This is a genomic window from Leclercia sp. LSNIH1 (assembly GCF_002902985.1).
Lineage (GTDB): Bacteria > Pseudomonadota > Gammaproteobacteria > Enterobacterales > Enterobacteriaceae > Enterobacter.
In genome coordinates this window covers 2988151-3003179 of record NZ_CP026167.1, presented here as the reverse complement: position 1 = coordinate 3003179, position 15029 = coordinate 2988151, and the positions used below count along the sequence as shown (strand labels likewise).

The 15029-nt window shown below is 56.4% G+C and carries 20 protein-coding genes; 8 read left to right on the top strand and 12 right to left on the bottom strand.

What is annotated here, in order from left to right; translation table 11 throughout:
• Positions 1-36: 36 nt before the first annotated feature.
• Complete coding sequence (locus C2U54_RS14940) at positions 37-672, bottom strand: carbonic anhydrase (protein ID WP_103179339.1); 636 nt, start codon at positions 670-672, stop codon at positions 37-39.
• Between the two features lie 71 nt (positions 673-743).
• Entirely contained in the window at positions 744-1535 is a 792-nt protein-coding gene (locus tag C2U54_RS14935) for an MBL fold metallo-hydrolase (RefSeq protein WP_103179338.1), read from the bottom strand.
• 128 nt (positions 1536-1663) lie between these two features.
• On the opposite strand from C2U54_RS14935, the gene C2U54_RS14930 reads away from it, so the two are divergent.
• Positions 1664-1804: a hypothetical protein gene (locus C2U54_RS14930; protein WP_032617828.1), complete on the top strand. Its 141-nt coding sequence runs from the start codon at positions 1664-1666 to the stop codon at positions 1802-1804.
• 118 nt (positions 1805-1922) lie between these two features.
• On the opposite strand, the gene C2U54_RS14925 is transcribed toward C2U54_RS14930, so the two are convergent.
• The 4 genes from C2U54_RS14925 to C2U54_RS27475 all read right to left on the bottom strand — a co-directional run bounded on the left by C2U54_RS14925 (position 1923) and on the right by C2U54_RS27475 (position 4749).
• On the bottom strand, positions 1923-2405 hold the full coding sequence (locus C2U54_RS14925) for a GlcG/HbpS family heme-binding protein (protein WP_103179337.1): 483 nt from the start codon (positions 2403-2405) through the stop codon (positions 1923-1925).
• 89 nt (positions 2406-2494) lie between these two features.
• The gene (locus tag C2U54_RS14920; protein WP_103179336.1) at positions 2495-3106 is read right to left on the bottom strand and encodes a response regulator transcription factor; all 612 of its coding nucleotides are present in this window, start codon (positions 3104-3106) and stop codon (positions 2495-2497) included.
• Positions 3099-4427, bottom strand: coding sequence for a sensor histidine kinase (locus C2U54_RS14915; RefSeq protein ID WP_103179335.1), 1329 nt, complete (start codon positions 4425-4427; stop codon positions 3099-3101). The genes C2U54_RS14920 and C2U54_RS14915 overlap by 8 nt, the downstream gene beginning before the upstream one ends.
• A 160-nt stretch (positions 4428-4587) precedes the next feature.
• Positions 4588-4749, bottom strand: a complete 162-nt coding sequence (locus tag C2U54_RS27475; RefSeq protein ID WP_168192014.1) for a hypothetical protein — start codon at positions 4747-4749, stop codon at positions 4588-4590.
• A gap of 239 nt (positions 4750-4988) precedes the next feature.
• Between C2U54_RS27475 and C2U54_RS14910 the strand changes: the two genes are divergently transcribed.
• From C2U54_RS14910 to C2U54_RS14895, 4 genes are read left to right on the top strand one after another with little or no spacing between them, the layout of a single operon-like run.
• Positions 4989-5807, top strand: coding sequence for an ABC transporter substrate-binding protein (locus tag C2U54_RS14910; protein ID WP_103179334.1), 819 nt, complete (start codon positions 4989-4991; stop codon positions 5805-5807).
• Position 5808: 1 nt separating this feature from the next.
• The gene (locus C2U54_RS14905; protein WP_103179333.1) at positions 5809-6624 is read left to right on the top strand and encodes an amino acid ABC transporter ATP-binding protein; all 816 of its coding nucleotides are present in this window, start codon (positions 5809-5811) and stop codon (positions 6622-6624) included.
• A complete protein-coding gene (locus C2U54_RS14900; RefSeq protein ID WP_103179332.1) occupies positions 6621-7391 on the top strand; it encodes an amino acid ABC transporter permease in 771 nt (256 codons plus the stop codon). Before C2U54_RS14905 ends, C2U54_RS14900 begins: the two co-directional genes overlap by 4 nt.
• On the top strand, positions 7385-8071 hold the full coding sequence (locus C2U54_RS14895; RefSeq protein WP_103179331.1) for an ABC transporter permease subunit: 687 nt from the start codon (positions 7385-7387) through the stop codon (positions 8069-8071). Before C2U54_RS14900 ends, C2U54_RS14895 begins: the two co-directional genes overlap by 7 nt.
• Here the strand turns inward: C2U54_RS14895 and fumD are convergent.
• From fumD to C2U54_RS14875, 4 genes are all read right to left on the bottom strand, one after another.
• Positions 8052-8261 carry a fumarate hydratase FumD gene (gene fumD / locus C2U54_RS14890; protein ID WP_014831602.1) on the bottom strand — a complete coding sequence of 70 codons (210 nt, stop codon included), beginning with the start codon at positions 8259-8261 and terminating at the stop codon, positions 8052-8054. The genes C2U54_RS14895 and fumD overlap by 20 nt on opposite strands.
• Before the next feature lie 104 nt (positions 8262-8365).
• Positions 8366-9178: a MetQ/NlpA family ABC transporter substrate-binding protein gene (locus C2U54_RS14885; RefSeq protein ID WP_039029111.1), complete on the bottom strand. Its 813-nt coding sequence runs from the start codon at positions 9176-9178 to the stop codon at positions 8366-8368.
• A 27-nt stretch (positions 9179-9205) separates the two neighbouring features.
• A complete protein-coding gene (locus tag C2U54_RS14880) occupies positions 9206-9874 on the bottom strand; it encodes a methionine ABC transporter permease (RefSeq protein WP_103179330.1) in 669 nt (222 codons plus the stop codon).
• Positions 9867-10889, bottom strand: a complete 1023-nt coding sequence (locus C2U54_RS14875; protein ID WP_103179329.1) for a methionine ABC transporter ATP-binding protein — start codon at positions 10887-10889, stop codon at positions 9867-9869. Before C2U54_RS14875 ends, C2U54_RS14880 begins: the two co-directional genes overlap by 8 nt.
• 300 nt (positions 10890-11189) lie before the next feature.
• On the opposite strand from C2U54_RS14875, the gene ynhH reads away from it, so the two are divergent.
• The 3 genes from ynhH (at position 11190) to lpp (ending at position 13441) form a co-directional block, all read left to right on the top strand.
• A complete protein-coding gene (gene ynhH, locus C2U54_RS28110; RefSeq protein ID WP_420107399.1) occupies positions 11190-11465 on the top strand; it encodes a protein YnhH in 276 nt (91 codons plus the stop codon).
• 7 nt (positions 11466-11472) lie between these two features.
• Complete coding sequence (pykF, locus tag C2U54_RS14870) at positions 11473-12894, top strand: pyruvate kinase PykF (RefSeq protein ID WP_103179328.1); 1422 nt, start codon at positions 11473-11475, stop codon at positions 12892-12894.
• Between the two features lie 310 nt (positions 12895-13204).
• Positions 13205-13441, top strand: coding sequence for a murein lipoprotein Lpp (gene lpp / locus C2U54_RS14865; protein ID WP_001082307.1), 237 nt, complete (start codon positions 13205-13207; stop codon positions 13439-13441).
• 63 nt (positions 13442-13504) lie between these two features.
• Here the strand turns inward: lpp and ldtE are convergent, their stop codons facing one another.
• Positions 13505-14503 carry a L,D-transpeptidase LdtE gene (gene ldtE / locus C2U54_RS14860; RefSeq protein ID WP_103179327.1) on the bottom strand — a complete coding sequence of 333 codons (999 nt, stop codon included), beginning with the start codon at positions 14501-14503 and terminating at the stop codon, positions 13505-13507.
• A 97-nt stretch (positions 14504-14600) separates the two neighbouring features.
• Positions 14601-15017 carry a cysteine desulfuration protein SufE gene (gene sufE, locus C2U54_RS14855; protein WP_103179326.1) on the bottom strand — a complete coding sequence of 139 codons (417 nt, stop codon included), beginning with the start codon at positions 15015-15017 and terminating at the stop codon, positions 14601-14603.
• Positions 15018-15029: the final 12 nt, after the last annotated feature.

Genomic DNA, 15029 nt, shown 5'->3' with positions numbered 1-15029 from the left:
AATCAGGGCGGGATCGCCCGCCCTGAATGCGGCGTGTTACTCGAAGTAAACGCCAGGATTTTCGGACAGCGAAACGAAGGTTTTCGTCTCTTTATCCAGGGCGCGAATTTCGCCGCTTTCGATATCGTACACCCAGCCGTGCAGGCGAATGGCGTTGTTACGCAGGCCAACCGCCACAGACGGATGGGTTTTGATATTGCTCAGCTGGGCGAAGACGTTCTCCTGCACCATGGCGTTGACCTTGTCGGTCGGGGTCTCCCAGGTTTTCTTTTCCACCACCGCTTTTGCCGCATCGGAGTAGCGCAGCCAGTGAGAGACGGCAGGCATCGGCTCGAGGTTGGCGTTGTCGGCAATCGCCTTCATCGCGCCACAGTTAGAGTGACCGCAGATCACGATATCGGTCACGCCCAGGGCGACCACCGCATATTCGATGGTGGCGGATACACCGCCCGGCTCCGGCCCGAAAGGCGGAACGATGTTGCCAGCATTGCGAATGACAAAGAGCTGTCCCGGCTCCTGCTGGGTTACTAACTCCGGCACCAGGCGGCTGTCAGAACAGGAGATGAACAGCGCTTTGGGATTCTGGCTGGACGCCAGACTGCGGAAAAGGTCTTTACGTTGCGGAAAAATTTCTTTTTGAAAGCTGAGAAAACCTTCAATGATATGTTGCATAGCAATGTCTCATTTTTTTGTGATTGTTACAGGCATGATCGAGATCACGGTTTTTTGAGTTTACCCACCGGTCACGACTTCAGACAAGCAATATATTTCTGGACCGACCGCATGACAATCTCCCGCGCGTTCGCGGAAATGTTCTGGCCTTCAAAGGCGCCGTAGAGGCGTTCGAAGGAAACCTTTTCCAGCCTGGCGGCGATCTCAGCCACGACGCCTGCCGGGAGCGGCAGCATGTTCGGGTAGCTCCACATAAACGACACCCCATCTTTGCCCGGCGTGACCTGCAGAATATCCCCGGCCAGCAGAATACCGCCGTCGCGGTGCCAGTGCAGCACCGTCCCGCCGGCAAAATGGCCGCCCAGTCGGTGCAGCGTCACGTCAGGGACGATCTCCAGCGAATCGCCCTCCCAGAAGCGCAGCGCCGGGCTGCTCCTCATCACCCACTGCCGATCCCTGGCGTGCAGGTATACCGGGGCGTTAAAGGCCGCTGCCCAGTCCTGCATGGTGGTGTAGTAGTGCGGGTGCGAGATGGCGATGGCGTCGATACCGCCCAGCGCGGTCACCAGCGCCCGGGTGGCGGGATCGAGATTGGCGATACAGTCCCACAGCACATTACCCTGCGCGGTTCTCAGCAGGATCGCGCGCTGGTTGATGGCAAACGCGGGCACGGTTTTGATGCTCAATAAGTCGGGTTCGAGCTGTTGCCACTTGTTGGTGTGCGTGCGGGTCAGGGCGGAAAAATCAAGCCACTCCTGGCCCGTCGCGGGTACATACTGGCGCTCATCTTCGCAAATGGCACAGTGCTGCGGTTCGTGGTCGGCGTCATAAGACGTGCCGCAGGTTTTACATAAGACGATCACAACGCCTCCTGAGTCCGGGTAAGTCATCAGTATGGCAAGGATTATCCTTATGTGCGCTGGGGTGCCTCCTCCCTCTGTTTTGCTCTATAATACGACCTGGAACAAAAACCGAACAAAGCAGGTAAACGATGGAAATTGATCTCAACAATCTGGTGTTTGACGGGCTGGACGAAGCCGAAGAACGTAACGCTGAACGCCTTGAAGATGCGGATAAAAAAGCCCAGGCGATCGTAGCGGATGATGATTGCGGCGACGCCTGCAAGATCTGATGTAAAAAGCCCCGGACTCGCGTCGGGGCTTTTAGTTTTATGCCGGGTGGCGCTACGCTTACCCGGCCTACAACACCCTTCCCTCAGAGCCGCGTAAGCGCAGCGCCGCCGGGCGTTTTTACGACTTCTTCAGGCCATCAATGGCTTGCTGCGCGCAGGCTTCATCCAGATGACCACCCGGCGCGCCGCCAATGCCGATGGCGCCAATCACCTCATCCCCTTCCCTGACCGGTACTCCTCCTGCCAGCAGCAGCAAGCCCGGGATATCGCGCAGGTTCTGCGCGCCCGCGTTGCTCTGGGCAGACTCCATCACCTTCCCCGACGCGTTTTTGGTGCTGAGGGCGGTAAAGGCTTTCATTTCGCTGGCTTTCAGGGTGTGCGGACCGGCGTTATCCGTGCGCTGCACCGCTTTTACCACCCCGGCGCGATCCACCACCGTGACGCTGACCTGATAATTTTTTGCTGTGCAGGCCTGGATCGCCGCGCTGGCTAACGCATTCGCCTGGGCCAGGGAGAGATTTTTTTGCGCCACAGACTGTGCATGCGCCGATACGCTGACCATCCCTGCTACACACGCTGCCGCCATCATTAACTTTTTCATCGCACATCCTCTTGTAAGTGGGAACCCTTGCAGCGTATCCAGTCGTGGGATGAAATGTTATTCGGTTGACTACGCGGTGATCCTGGTAGTTATACGGATTGTAATTTGTCATATTCCCGGATGGCCTGCACCAGACTTGAGACGCCCAGCTTGGCGAACACCGCCGCCCGGTGCGCTTCCACTGTCCTTGGGGAGAGATTCAGCCGGGCGGCGACCGCTTTATTACTGCTGCCTTCCATGAGCGCCTGCAGCACCTCATGCTCCCGGGTGGTGAGCTGTTCAAACCGCGCTCGGACCCGCGTGGCCTCCTGCCAGACGCCCAGGCGCCGCTGGCTCTCGGTGAGGGCGGCGGTAATGGATTCGATCAGCCTGTCGGCATCCAGCGGCTTGGTGAAAAATTCAAACACGCCGTTGTGAAACGCGCGGCGGCAGGCATCAATGGTGCCATGACCGGTCATGAGGATCACTGGCAGCAGCGGCCAGGGCCATGCCCCCTCCTCCAGCCAGGCGAGCCCACCTTTTCCCGGCATGCGCATGTCCAGTAGCAGACAGCCGATCAGGGATTTTTCCGCCCCCTGCGCCGCGGTAAACGCAGCAATACTGTCATAAGGCTCCACATGCCAGTTCATACCGGTGAAAAGAAAAACCAGCGACTCTCTGACTGACGCATCATCATCAATCAACCAGATGACGTTATCCATTTACCTGACCTCCGTGGTGAGCAAACTGCAATCTGATCCTGGCCCCGCCCTCCGGGGCATTATCCAGAGCCAGCGTGCCATTCATCCGGGTGACCAACGACTCCGTTAAGGTCATTCCCAGCCCCGTGCCGCCCTCTCGCCCGCTATAAAAGGGCATAAAGGCGTTGTGGAGCGCTTCCGGGGTAAAGCCCGGGCCACCGTCAGTGATCGCTATATGGATGCGTTCGCCTTCGCGATGGCTGCGGATATGCACCCATCCTGCGGCGCGCTCCTGCTGGGCCTGAATAGCGTTGCTGAGCAGGTTATGCAGCACCTGCTCCAGCCACAGCCGGTCGGCGCAGAGCGTGCGGGCATCGGCGGCGAAATCATGGGTAAGACGAACAGGACTGGCGGTGCGCTCATGCTCCAGCAGGTTACTGACATGCCGCCAGCACTCGGCCAGATCTACTGCTTCTAAGGTGACAGCCTCCTGGGTAACGTGCTCACGAAAGCGGGTCAGCAGCACGCTAATGCGCTGGGTTTGCACCAGCGCCGAGCCCAGCGCCTGAGCAACCGCCGCAGGGTTATCCTGGCGCACCTGGCGCTGCGCCCCCTGGATCCAGGTCTGCACCGCTGTGAGAGGCTGGTTGATCTCATGCACAATGCCCGCGGTGATCTCCCCCAGGGTATTGAGCCGGGCATGTTGATAGTACCAGGCGCGCTGGTCGGCGTTCTGGCGCTGCTTACGCTGCCAGAGGATCACGCCACCCGCCGCGACCACAATAGCCCAGCCCACAAACAGCAGGACAAACGGCAGCAGCGCTACGCTCAGCCACGCCGGTTGGGCCTCGGCCAGCAGAATAAACGGCTGGGTATGCTGAGAAAACTGTCGCTGCCAGTGCCAGAAAGCCTCTGTTGGCGGTGGCTGCACCTCACCGGAGAGATTCAGGGTGAGGCGGGAAAAGCGGGGCCAGGCGTTAAGGACCGGCGAAGGGTCAATCAGCACCCGGATCTGTCGCCAGGGGTTGTAGAGCCAGTACTGCGTGCCCGTCACCGGTTCAACCCGGGCGGCGTCGAGTGCGCGACCAGAGGTGGTTTGCAGGTCGAGTATTTGCGGGAATTTTTTACGCAGCGCCGTCAGATCTTCATCGCCATTCAACAGCGGCAGCACTGACTCATTCTGGGTGAGAACCGCGCCGATCTCCGTAAACGCCGTGGCAAATTCCCGGTCGAGTGCCCAGTACTGACGGCGGATCTGTTCGGCATACAGCAGCACGCTGCTGAGCAGGCAGAGCGTGAGCCAAATCAGGAGCCCTCGTTGTAGATAGTTTTTGCTGTTCATTCATTTAACTGGCGCAGGAAAAGGACGCCAGAGACCTTAGCAGGAAGCTAAGCCGTGGACAAAACTTGCGGCGATTTTTGGATGTTAGCGTCCAGAATGGCAGAGGGTGCGGTGAAGAATGCACACCTCATTCCAGTATGTTTCCCGCACCAGACGGTGTTCAGCGTGGCGTTTGGTCATGGAACCACTCCGGGTCAATATTGGCGATATCCACACCGTAGAGGCTGGCGACAGGCAGAATGGATTCAATAATACGCTGCGCGCTGTTCTCTTCCGATCGTGCGGTAAAAAACCGCCGTAACGTACTCATCAGTTTGTCCATTGCCCTGTTCCTCATGTGCTCAACCTGAAAGCAGTACAACAGCAATCCGTCGGCGATGGAAATGCCGATTCCGGCAGAGGATTTGCGCCAGGCGCAAAAGCAACGCTGCTTTAACCGCTGGGTAACGCGCTGTTCACTAATGATTTTTTTCGTTAAGCAAAGACAATATTGGCATTTGGCTACCTGCGCCGGGTATGGGAGCGTATGAGGACAAAATAAAAACAGAAGCAGAGGAACCTATGGCAATACACACAAAACGGACGCTGGCACTGGCTTTACTGGCCGCTGTCGGGATGGTTTCCACCCAGGCGCAGGCAGACCAGCTGGCGGATATTAAGGCGGCGGGTGTGGTGAAAGTCGCAACGTTTGATGCCAATCCGCCGTTTGGATCGGTGGATGCAAAAAGCCATGAGATCGTCGGCTATGACGTCGACTTCGCCAAAGCGCTGGCAAAATCACTCGGGGTAAAACTGGAGCTGGTCGCCACTAACCCGGCAAACCGCATCCCGCTGCTACAGTCCGGGAAAGCGGATCTGATTGTGGCGGATATCACCATCACCCCGGAACGGGCGCAGGTGATCGACTTTTCGACCCCCTATTTCGTGACCGGGCAGCAGTTCCTGGTTCCGGCCAAGGGCGCGGATAAACTGGAGGCCTACAGCAAGGCGCGTATCGGGGCGGTAAAAGGCACCACCGGGGAGCAGGCGCTGCATCAGCGTTTCCCGCAGTCCCGCGTGCTCTCTTATGACGATATTCCGCTGGCGCTGACGGCGTTGCGCAACGGCAACGTGCAGGCGATCACCCAGGACAGCACCATTCTGGCGGGTCTGCTGGCCCAGGCGCCGGATAAAGCCAACTTTAAGATCCTCCCGGATCTGCTAAGTAAAGAAGAGATTGGCGTCGGGGTGAAAAAAGGCGAAACCGCGCTGTTAAAGGTGGTGAACGATGAGCTGGTGAAGCTGGAGAATACAGGCGACGCGGCAAAAATCTACGATGCCTGGTTTGGTCCACAGACGCCCTCCCCGCAGCCTCGCGCCTTTAAAATAGAAGCCCAGTAATATGCTGTCAGGTTTATTCTCTCGCTCCGCGGCCCGTGCCGCGGATTTTTCACATCTGCAACAGGCCAGCGTCACCTTTTGCGAGGTGGTGAAACGTTACGGCGACCGCCCGGTGCTGAAAGGCATCAACCTCAGCGTGACGCCCGGTGAGGTGGTCGCTATTCTCGGCCCGTCGGGTTCCGGTAAATCGACGCTGATTCGCCTGATCAACCAGCTGGAAGCTCTCACCTCCGGCGACATCCTGATTGACGGGAAATCTACGCGCCAGCTCCCCCGCCAGGCGTTGCGCCAGCTGCGCAGCCGGGTCGGTTTTGTCTTCCAGCAGTTTAATCTCTACAGCCATCTGACGGCCCGACAAAACATCGCCCTGGCGCTGAGGCACGTTCATGGCTGGCATTCGGCAGAGGCCGACACCCGCGCCGATAGATTGCTGGCGCAGGTGGGGATGGCGGATAAAGCCGATTACTATCCGGAAGCCTTATCCGGTGGGCAGCAGCAGCGGGTGGCGATCGCCCGGGCCCTTGCCTCCTCGCCGCAGATCATCCTCTTTGACGAGCCCACCTCAGCCCTCGATCCGGAGATGATTGGCGAAGTCCTGCTGGTGATGAAAGCCCTCGCCCACAGCGGGATCACCATGATTGTCGTCACCCATGAGATGCAGTTTGCCCGGGAAATTGCTGACCGGGTGGTGTTCATCGATGGCGGGCACATTCTGGAGGTGGCTCCGCCGGAACAGTTCTTTCAGCATCCTGCCCATCCGCGCACCCAGCGTTTTCTGCAGAAGGTGCTTAACCCGCTGCATCCGGGAGGGGTGTGATGCCCAACCTCGACTGGGAAGGGGTGCTGACCGGCCAGCCCTTGCAGTGGATCTTGTCCGGTTTTCTCACCACCCTGTGGGTGACGCTGGCAGGGATGGTGGTCGCCAGCCTTATTACTCTCGCCTCTCTGGGATTGCGTCTCGCCGGGGGGCGCATCGGCGCGCATATCGTCGCCCTGTGGGTATCGCTGTTTCGCAATACGCCCCTTCTGGTGCAGCTGCTGTTCTGGTATTTCGCCGCCTGGAACGGGCTGCCGCAGGGGTTTCGCACCTTTGTGATGGACGATCATGCCTGGGCGGTGCTGCCGGGTCCGGTCTGGTGGTTTACGCCAGAGTTTCTCTGCTCCGCCTGGGGACTGGGGGTCTTTACCTCGGCCTTTTTGACAGAGGAGATCACCGCCGGGCTACGCGCCGTTTCCGCCGGGCAGCGGGAAGCCGCCCTGGCGCAGGGCTTTTCCCCCTGGCCGCTGCTGCGGTATATCCTGCTGCCGCAGGGGCTGGCGAACGCCTGGCAGCCGGTGGTGGGTCAGTACCTCAATCTGATGAAACTCTCTTCGCTGGCAAGCGGCATCGGCTTTGCGGAGCTCACCTACCAGGTGCGGCAGACAGAGAGCTATAACGCCCACGCGCTGGAGGCTTACAGCATCGGCACGGTACTGTACCTGCTCACCGGCGTGGCGATGGGGGTGTTGCTGACCAGACTGGGACCTTCAACCGAACGGCGCCGTAAAGCCGCCATCACCCCCCGGAGTGAAGAGAGATGTTAGCCGGACTTACTGTCATTACCGATAACCTGGATTATCTGCTCTGGGGACGGACTGCGACCGGAGAGCCGGGCGGCGTGCTGTTGACGCTACTGATGGCTTTGGGTGCCGCGGCGCTGGCGTTTCCGGCTGGAATAGCGCTGGCGGGGCTGGCGTGGCGTTTCCCGGGTGGCCTGCGCAAAGCCCTGTTCCTGTGGGCTGAGATTATCCGCGGCATCCCGCTGATTTTTGTCATTTTCTGGCTGTGGTATCTGTTACCCCTCATCACCGGAGGCGATCTGCCGGGGGCGCTGACCGTTACTCTCGCGCTGGCGTGGTTTACCGCCGCCGCCGTGATGCACTCCGTGCTGGCCGGGCTGAATGCGTTGCCTGGGGGACAATATGAAGCCGCTCAGGCCCAGGGGTTTGGCGCGCTGCAAACGCTGGGGTTACTCTTGCTGCCGCAGGCGTTGCGCAACACCCTGCCTTCGCTAATGGGGATTTTTATCAGCCTGCTGAAGGACACCTCACTGGCCTTTATTGTCAACGTGCCGGAGCTGACCACCGTGGCAGGCCAGGTGAACAACCGGGTGCAGATCTACCCGGCGGCTATTTTTATTTTTACTGGCGTGGTCTATTACCTGCTGTGCTGTGGCGTTGAACAGCTGGCGAAACGCTGGCGGCTTAACCGGCCAGCGCTTTAACGACGGTTTCCATCGCCTGGGTGGTTAATTCGCTGCGTTTCACCCGCTGGTTTGCCAGTGCGGTGCGTAGTACCCCGGCGATGACGATATGCTTCGGCTCCTGCCCCAAATCGCGCATCTCAAGAACGACTTTGCCTACCACGCGACACATCTCCTGATACAGCGCTTCGTCTTTGGTTACATTGCCCATGACTTTCACTCCGTTGCCTTAAAAGGCCAGCTTAATAGATTCATCGCCGTTATACAAAAAAGCCCGACGAGAGACTCGCCGGGCTTTGAAATCAAACGGATAAATCAGTTGTTAACCGGGATCACCGCGCCTTTATACTTGGTGCGGATCCAGTCCTGGATCTCTTTAGAGTGCAGCACGTCCACCAGCGCCACGATGTCTTTCTTCTTCTCATCGCCACGGTGAACGGTGATGATGTTGGCGTACGGGTTGTTTTCACCGCTCTCCACCGCAATCGGGTCGTGAACCGGGTCCAGACCGGCGTCAATGGCGTAGTTGGCATTGATGACAACCGCCGCGCCCTCGTCATTGTTATACATCTGCGGCAGCAGGGAGGCTTCTACGTTCGGGGTGAACTGCAGCTTTTTCGGGTTCTCAACGATGTCGCTGATGCGCGCGGTCACTTTGTCGATGCCCGGCTTCAGCTTGATCACGCCCTCTTTCTCGAAGATAGAGAGGATACGTCCCTCTTCAGAGACCGCATCACGCATGATGATTTTGCCGCCTTCCGGCAGATCTTTCAGCGACTTGTATTTTTTGGAGTAGATACCGATTGGCTCGATGTGGATCGCCCCGGCGCTGACGAAATCGTACTCTTTATCCCCGGCGTGATCTTTCAGCACGCTGTTGAGGTATGGAATGTGCTGGAAGTAGTTGGCATCGATGTCACGACCCGCCAGCGCGGTGTTCGGCAGGATGTAGTCCTGGAACGGTTTGATCTCCAGATCGATACCCTGTTTCGCCAGAATCGGCTTCGCCTGCTCCAGAATTTCGGCGTGCGGGGTGTTGGAGGCTCCCACGGTCAGGGTATCAGCCCAGGAGGCAAAGCTCAGGGCGCTCAGGGTTGCTGCGGCGATCAACGTCAGTGTCTTTTTCATGATGATGGTTCCTGTGTATTGTTGTGTTTATCTTTTATCAAGAATGGAAGTAATGATGTCGCCGCAGAACTGGATAATGAAAACGATGATCAAAATGGTCACCGTTGCCACCAGCGTGACGTCACCATGGTTGCGCTGGAATCCCTCCAGATAAGCCAGATTTCCCAGACCACCGGCACCAATCACCCCCGCCATGGCGCTGTAGCTCACCAGGGCAATCAGCGTCACCGTGATCCCTGACACCAGGGCAGGCGATGATTCCGGCAGTAAAACGCGAAAGATTAATGTGCTGAGTCGGGCGCCCATTGAGCGCGTCGCCTCGATCACCCCTTTGTCCACTTCACGCAGGGCGATCTCTACCAGACGGGCGTAGAACGGCGCGGCACCGACGATCAACGCAGGCAGTGCGGCGTTGGCCCCGAGGATGGTCCCCACCACGGTTTTGGTGAAGGGGATCAGCAGCACAATCAGAATGATGAACGGGATGGAGCGGAAGACGTTCACCACAATCGAAATGACGCTGTAGACCGTGCGGTTATGGAACATGCCGCCCCGGGCGGTTAAAAAGAGCGCCAGACCGAGGACAAGCCCGAGCACAAAAGTCGCAACGCCGGAGAGCGCGGTCATATACAGCGTCTCCAGGGTGGCGGCCCAGAGCTGGTCCCATTTCAGGTGCGGGAAGAGATTCTCAGCCATGTTTAATTACCTCGCCTTCAATATCACTGTGCTGCAAATCGGCGAGGATATTGTTCAGTTGTTCATCTGTTGCCACCACGTGCAGCCAGAGCTGGCCGAAGACGCCGTGGGCGGTTTGTGTCATTTTGCCGTGCAGGATGTTAAACGGCAGGCCGTAGCGCAACGTCAGTTCCCCGACGACCGGTTTGTGGGTGCTGTGGCCGGTAAAGGTCAGCTTAATAACGGTGCCTTCCAGTTCGTTTGCCAGCTCGCTGTTAAAGGTTTCGTCTTCGGCGTACTGGCTGACCTGACGCACAAACTGTTGCGTAATCGGCTGCTGAGGATGGGTAAAGACCTGCAGCACGTCGCCCTCTTCCACCACTTTGCCGTTTTCCATCACCGCCACACGGTCACAGATTTTGCGCACCACGTGCATCTCATGGGTGATGAGTACAATGGTGAGCTTAAAACGACGGTTGATGTCGAGGAGCAGATCGAGGATCTGATCGGTGGTCTGGGGATCCAGCGCCGACGTGGCCTCGTCGCAGAGCAGCACGTCCGGGTTGTTGGCCAGCGCGCGGGCAATGCCCACGCGCTGCTTTTGCCCACCGCTAAGCTGGGACGGATAAGCCTGTTCGCGGCCTTTCAGCCCCACCAGCTCAACCAGTTCTGCCACGCGGGCTTTGATTTTGGCTTTAGGCACCCCGGCAATCTGCATTGAAAAGGCGATGTTCTCGCTCACGGTGCGCGACCACAGCAGATTGAAGTGCTGAAACACCATACTGATCTTCAGCCGCGCCTGGCGCAGGGTTTCACCTTTCGCCGCGGAGATGTCGTGTCCGTTAATCGTCACGCTGCCGGTGGTCGGCTTTTCCAGGCCATTGAGCAGGCGGATTAAGGTACTTTTACCCGCGCCGCTGTAGCCAATAATTCCATAAATTTGCCCCTGCTCTATCGTCAGGTTCACGTTATCAACGGCTGTCAGCGCCACTTTTCCGTTGTCAAAAATCTTTGAAATATTCCTGAGTACAATCATTCTTCGGGTAATCCGTTCGCCTGTGGCGGTTTAGCAGTATGGATGTCCAAACGATAGTAAACAGCCGTTATTAACTTTTGAATGAATGAAAAGGAATATCTTATAACTTTGAGTGATAAGAGGCGTGACACCTGGGGAGAAGGCCTTTGCTAATTTTCTGCAATCGATAGCTAAAAAGTCGCCATAGCGAAACGCCATAAAAATGGGGCATTTGCCTGAAGGTTTTTCGCGAGTGCAACATCTACGCGGTCAACCTTAACGCATTGATAACAACCCTTTGTAAAACTGCATATATAATTTTTGAAACGCTGTTTTCATTTTCCTTTTGCGCATCTTTCAGCGTATAATGCGCGCCTGTCTTCTGATGAATGGTTTCAGCGCTTGGACTACAAAAAACAACGCATACAACTTAACCTCTCTCCCTGGGCTGAAACACAGGCACACATTCTTCTGCACGCTCAATTGATGTCACCTATCCTTACTGCGTGCCATAAAAAATTTCGCAACACAGGTTTGACTCCAGGGCTCTGCGCCCCCGGAGCGAGATTTCCATATCCTTCCCAACTTAAAGACTAAGACTGTCATGAAAAAGACGAAAATTGTTTGCACCATCGGCCCGAAAACCGAATCTGAAGAGATGCTGACCAAAATGCTGGACGCCGGCATGAACGTGATGCGTCTGAACTTCTCTCACGGTGACTATGCTGAACACGGCCAGCGCATCCAGAACCTGCGCAACGTGATGAGCAAGACCGGTAAAAAAGCAGCAATCCTGCTGGATACCAAAGGTCCAGAAATTCGTACCATTAAACTGGAAGGCGGCAACGACGTTTCGCTGAAAGCGGGACAGACTTTCACCTTCACTACAGACAAGTCTGTTGTCGGCAACAGTGAAATCGTTGCTGTGACCTATGAAGGCTTCACCAGCGACCTGTCCGTCGGTAACACCGTTCTGGTGGACGACGGCCTGATCGGTATGGAAGTCACCGCTATCGAAGGTAACAAAGTTATCTGTAAAGTGCTGAACAACGGCGACCTGGGCGAAAACAAAGGCGTTAACCTGCCAGGCGTTTCCATCGCGCTGCCAGCCCTGGCTGAGAAAGACAAACAGGACCTGATCTTCGGTTGCGAGCAAGGCGTTGACTTCGTTGCAGCTTCCTTTATCCGTAAGCGTTCTGACGTTGTTGAAATCCGTGAGCACCTGAAAGCCCACGGCGGCGAAAACATCCAGATCATCTCCAAAATCGAAAACCAGGAAGGCCTGAACAACTTCGACGAAATCCTCGAAGCCTCTGACGGCATCATGGTTGCGCGTGGTGACCTGGGCGTTGAGATCCCGGTTGAAGAGGTGATCTTCGCGCAGAAGATGATGATCGAGAAGTGTGTTCGCGCGCGTAAAGTGGTTATCACCGCAACGCAGATGCTGGACTCCATGATCAAAAACCCACGCCCTACCCGCGCAGAAGCTGGCGACGTGGCGAACGCCATCCTCGACGGTACCGATGCGGTAATGCTCTCTGGCGAATCGGCTAAAGGTAAGTACCCGCTGGAAGCGGTCTCTATCATGGCGACCATCTGTGAGCGTACCGACCGCGTGATGAAGAGCCGTCTGGATTACAACAACGACAGCCGTAAACTGCGCATCACCGAAGCCGTGTGCCGTGGCGCGGTAGAAACCGCCGAGAAACTGGAAGCACCGCTGATTGTCGTCGCCACCCAGGGCGGTAAATCTGCTCGCGCAGTGCGTAAATACTTCCCGGACGCGACCATTCTGGCGCTGACCACCAACGAAACCACCGCGCGTCAACTGGTGCTGAGCAAAGGCGTGGTCCCACACCTGGTAAAAGAGATCGCCTCTACTGACGATTTCTACCGCCTGGGTAAAGAAGTGGCCCTGCAGCTGGTTGAACGTGGCCTGGCGCAGAAAGGCGACGTTGTGGTGATGGTTTCTGGTGCACTGGTTCCAAGCGGCACCACTAATACCGCATCTGTTCACGTGCTGTAATAATTTCGTTCGAATTAGTTTGTATAAAAAGCGTCCTTCGGGGCGCTTTTTTTATTTCCGCTATCAGCCAAATTTATTAAAAAAGCAAATCGGGTTTTTCTATTTAACGGGGTCGTTTTCTAAGATGAATCCGATGAAAATTGTCTGTTTTAACACAATATTTTCCATGAAATAGTCAAAACAGGTGCTTCTTTGAGCGAACGATCAAAAATAGGCATATTCCCATCAAAAAAATATTCTCAACCTAAAAAACTTTGTGTAATACTTGTAACGCTACATGGAGATTAACTCAATCTAGAGGGTATTAATAATGAATCGTACTAAACTGGTACTGGGCGCGGTAATCCTGGGTTCTACTCTGCTGGCAGGTTGCTCCAGCAACGCTAAAATCGATCAGCTGTCTTCTGACGTTCAGACTCTGAACGCTAAAGTTGACCAGCTGAGCAACGACGTGAACGCAATGCGTTCCGACGTTCAGGCTGCTAAAGACGACGCAGCTCGCGCTAACCAGCGTCTGGACAACCAGGCTACTAAATACCGTAAGTAATAGTACCTGTGTTAATAAAATGGCGCACATTGTGCGCCATTTTTTTTTGCCCCGCATTTCGCTTTACTGAATCGCCTGTTCATGCCCCACCGACGAAAGCGTGTTCTTCGCTGAAAGCCCACTACTGTTCACATTCGCCCCGGCACCTGTCGAGACCTCTACCGGGATACCCGCCCGACGCGACAACGCTTTGTTCACTAACGTCTTATCGCTGCCGCTCTGCGACATAAAGGATGCAAGCGCACTGGAGTGGGCAATCGCCAGCGTTTGCGGATTCTCCCCTTCCATCGTCGCCAGCGGACGATGCACTTCAACGTAGCGCTTACCGTCCGGCTCAACCGAGAACTTCACCGGCTCATTGATGATCTGCACCCGCGTGCCGACAGAGGTCTGGGCGAAGAGCGCTTTGATATCCGGCGCATTCATACGCATACAACCGGAACTGACGCGCAGCCCCACGCTGTCGGGCGCGCTGGTGCCATGGATCAGGTATTCACCGTTACCCACGCCCAGACGCAGCGCAAAGCGTCCTAACGGGTTATTTGGCCCTGCGGGTACTACCGGCGGCAGTTTGATGCCCTGGGCCAGCGAGCGCGCTCTGATGCCCGCAGTTGGCGTCCAGGTCGGATTCGGGATCTTCTGGCTGATGCGGGTGGTGGTCACCGGCGTGTCCAGCCCCAGCTGTCCAATACCCAGCGGATAGACCTGCACGCTATTTTCACCCGGGGGATAGAAGTAGAGCCGCAGCTCCGCCAGATTCACCACAATCCCTTCCCGGGGGGTATCCGGCAGCAACATTTGCGACGGAATGGTGATCACCGTTCCCGGCGCCGGATAGACCGGGGCGATAGTATTATTGGCTTCGAGTATTAAATGCGCAGCGGTATTAAATCGGCGCGCAATGGCCTGCAGGTTATTATCACCTTCCTGAACAACATAGGTCTGATTTTGCCCGATTAACCGGCTACCCGCCGCTGGCAAAGGATAATCCACCGCCCGGGCGCTATTAAGCGCGCTGAGCGAACCTAAAAGAATGAGAGTTAATAAAGACGCGCGCTTCATACTGAGATTCCTTATTCACTGACAGAACGTCAGAAAGCTGAAAAATCCGCGAGGCGGGAGCCGTCTCGCGGAGCAGAATGAGGGCTGTCCTGATAGTTTAGCTAATGTTGGCGGCTTTGGAGCGGATTGCGCGGATCATCGCCTCAAGCCCCTGGGATCGGGAGGGGGTTAAATGCTGGGTGAGGGCCATTTTTTCAAACCACGGGCGGACGTCAAAAGCGACAATATCCTGGGCGGACATCTGCTGATATAAAATAAACACGACGGCAATAAGGCCTTTGACTATTGCCGCATCACTGTCGCCCGCTAATTCAATCACCCCGGCTTCATTCTGGTGCATTATTATCCACACCTGGCTCTGACACCCCTGAATACTATTTTCCGGGACGTGGTCGCTTTCGCTGAGGGCAGGCAGACGCTGCCCCAGCTCAATGATGTAGAGGTACTTCTCTTCCCAGTTTGCGCAACGCGTAAAATTACGCAGCAATTTATCTCTGTCTGGCAATGCAGCCATCTCTTGCCCTCT

Bases quoted from the DNA above. Each gene is read 5' to 3' on its own strand.
- C2U54_RS14895 (WP_103179331.1), top strand. From the start codon at position 7,385: ATGTTAGCCGGACTTACTGTCATTACCGATAACCTGGATTATCTGCTC.
- C2U54_RS14915 (WP_103179335.1), bottom strand. From the start codon at position 4,427: ATGAACAGCAAAAACTATCTACAACGAGGGCTCCTGATTTGGCTCACG.
- C2U54_RS14940 (WP_103179339.1), bottom strand. From the start codon at position 672: ATGCAACATATCATTGAAGGTTTTCTCAGCTTTCAAAAAGAAATTTTT.
- C2U54_RS14930 (WP_032617828.1), top strand. From the start codon at position 1,664: ATGGAAATTGATCTCAACAATCTGGTGTTTGACGGGCTGGACGAAGCC.
- fumD (WP_014831602.1), bottom strand. From the start codon at position 8,261: ATGGGCAATGTAACCAAAGACGAAGCGCTGTATCAGGAGATGTGTCGC.
- C2U54_RS14885 (WP_039029111.1), bottom strand. From the start codon at position 9,178: ATGAAAAAGACACTGACGTTGATCGCCGCAGCAACCCTGAGCGCCCTG.
- ldtE (WP_103179327.1), bottom strand. From the start codon at position 14,503: ATGAAGCGCGCGTCTTTATTAACTCTCATTCTTTTAGGTTCGCTCAGC.
- C2U54_RS14905 (WP_103179333.1), top strand. From the start codon at position 5,809: ATGCTGTCAGGTTTATTCTCTCGCTCCGCGGCCCGTGCCGCGGATTTT.
- C2U54_RS14925 (WP_103179337.1), bottom strand. From the start codon at position 2,405: ATGAAAAAGTTAATGATGGCGGCAGCGTGTGTAGCAGGGATGGTCAGC.
- sufE (WP_103179326.1), bottom strand. From the start codon at position 15,017: ATGGCTGCATTGCCAGACAGAGATAAATTGCTGCGTAATTTTACGCGT.
- C2U54_RS14910 (WP_103179334.1), top strand. From the start codon at position 4,989: ATGGCAATACACACAAAACGGACGCTGGCACTGGCTTTACTGGCCGCT.
- C2U54_RS14920 (WP_103179336.1), bottom strand. From the start codon at position 3,106: ATGGATAACGTCATCTGGTTGATTGATGATGATGCGTCAGTCAGAGAG.
- pykF (WP_103179328.1), top strand. From the start codon at position 11,473: ATGAAAAAGACGAAAATTGTTTGCACCATCGGCCCGAAAACCGAATCT.
- C2U54_RS27475 (WP_168192014.1), bottom strand. From the start codon at position 4,749: ATGGACAAACTGATGAGTACGTTACGGCGGTTTTTTACCGCACGATCG.
- C2U54_RS14875 (WP_103179329.1), bottom strand. From the start codon at position 10,889: ATGATTGTACTCAGGAATATTTCAAAGATTTTTGACAACGGAAAAGTG.
- lpp (WP_001082307.1), top strand. From the start codon at position 13,205: ATGAATCGTACTAAACTGGTACTGGGCGCGGTAATCCTGGGTTCTACT.
- C2U54_RS14880 (WP_103179330.1), bottom strand. From the start codon at position 9,874: ATGGCTGAGAATCTCTTCCCGCACCTGAAATGGGACCAGCTCTGGGCC.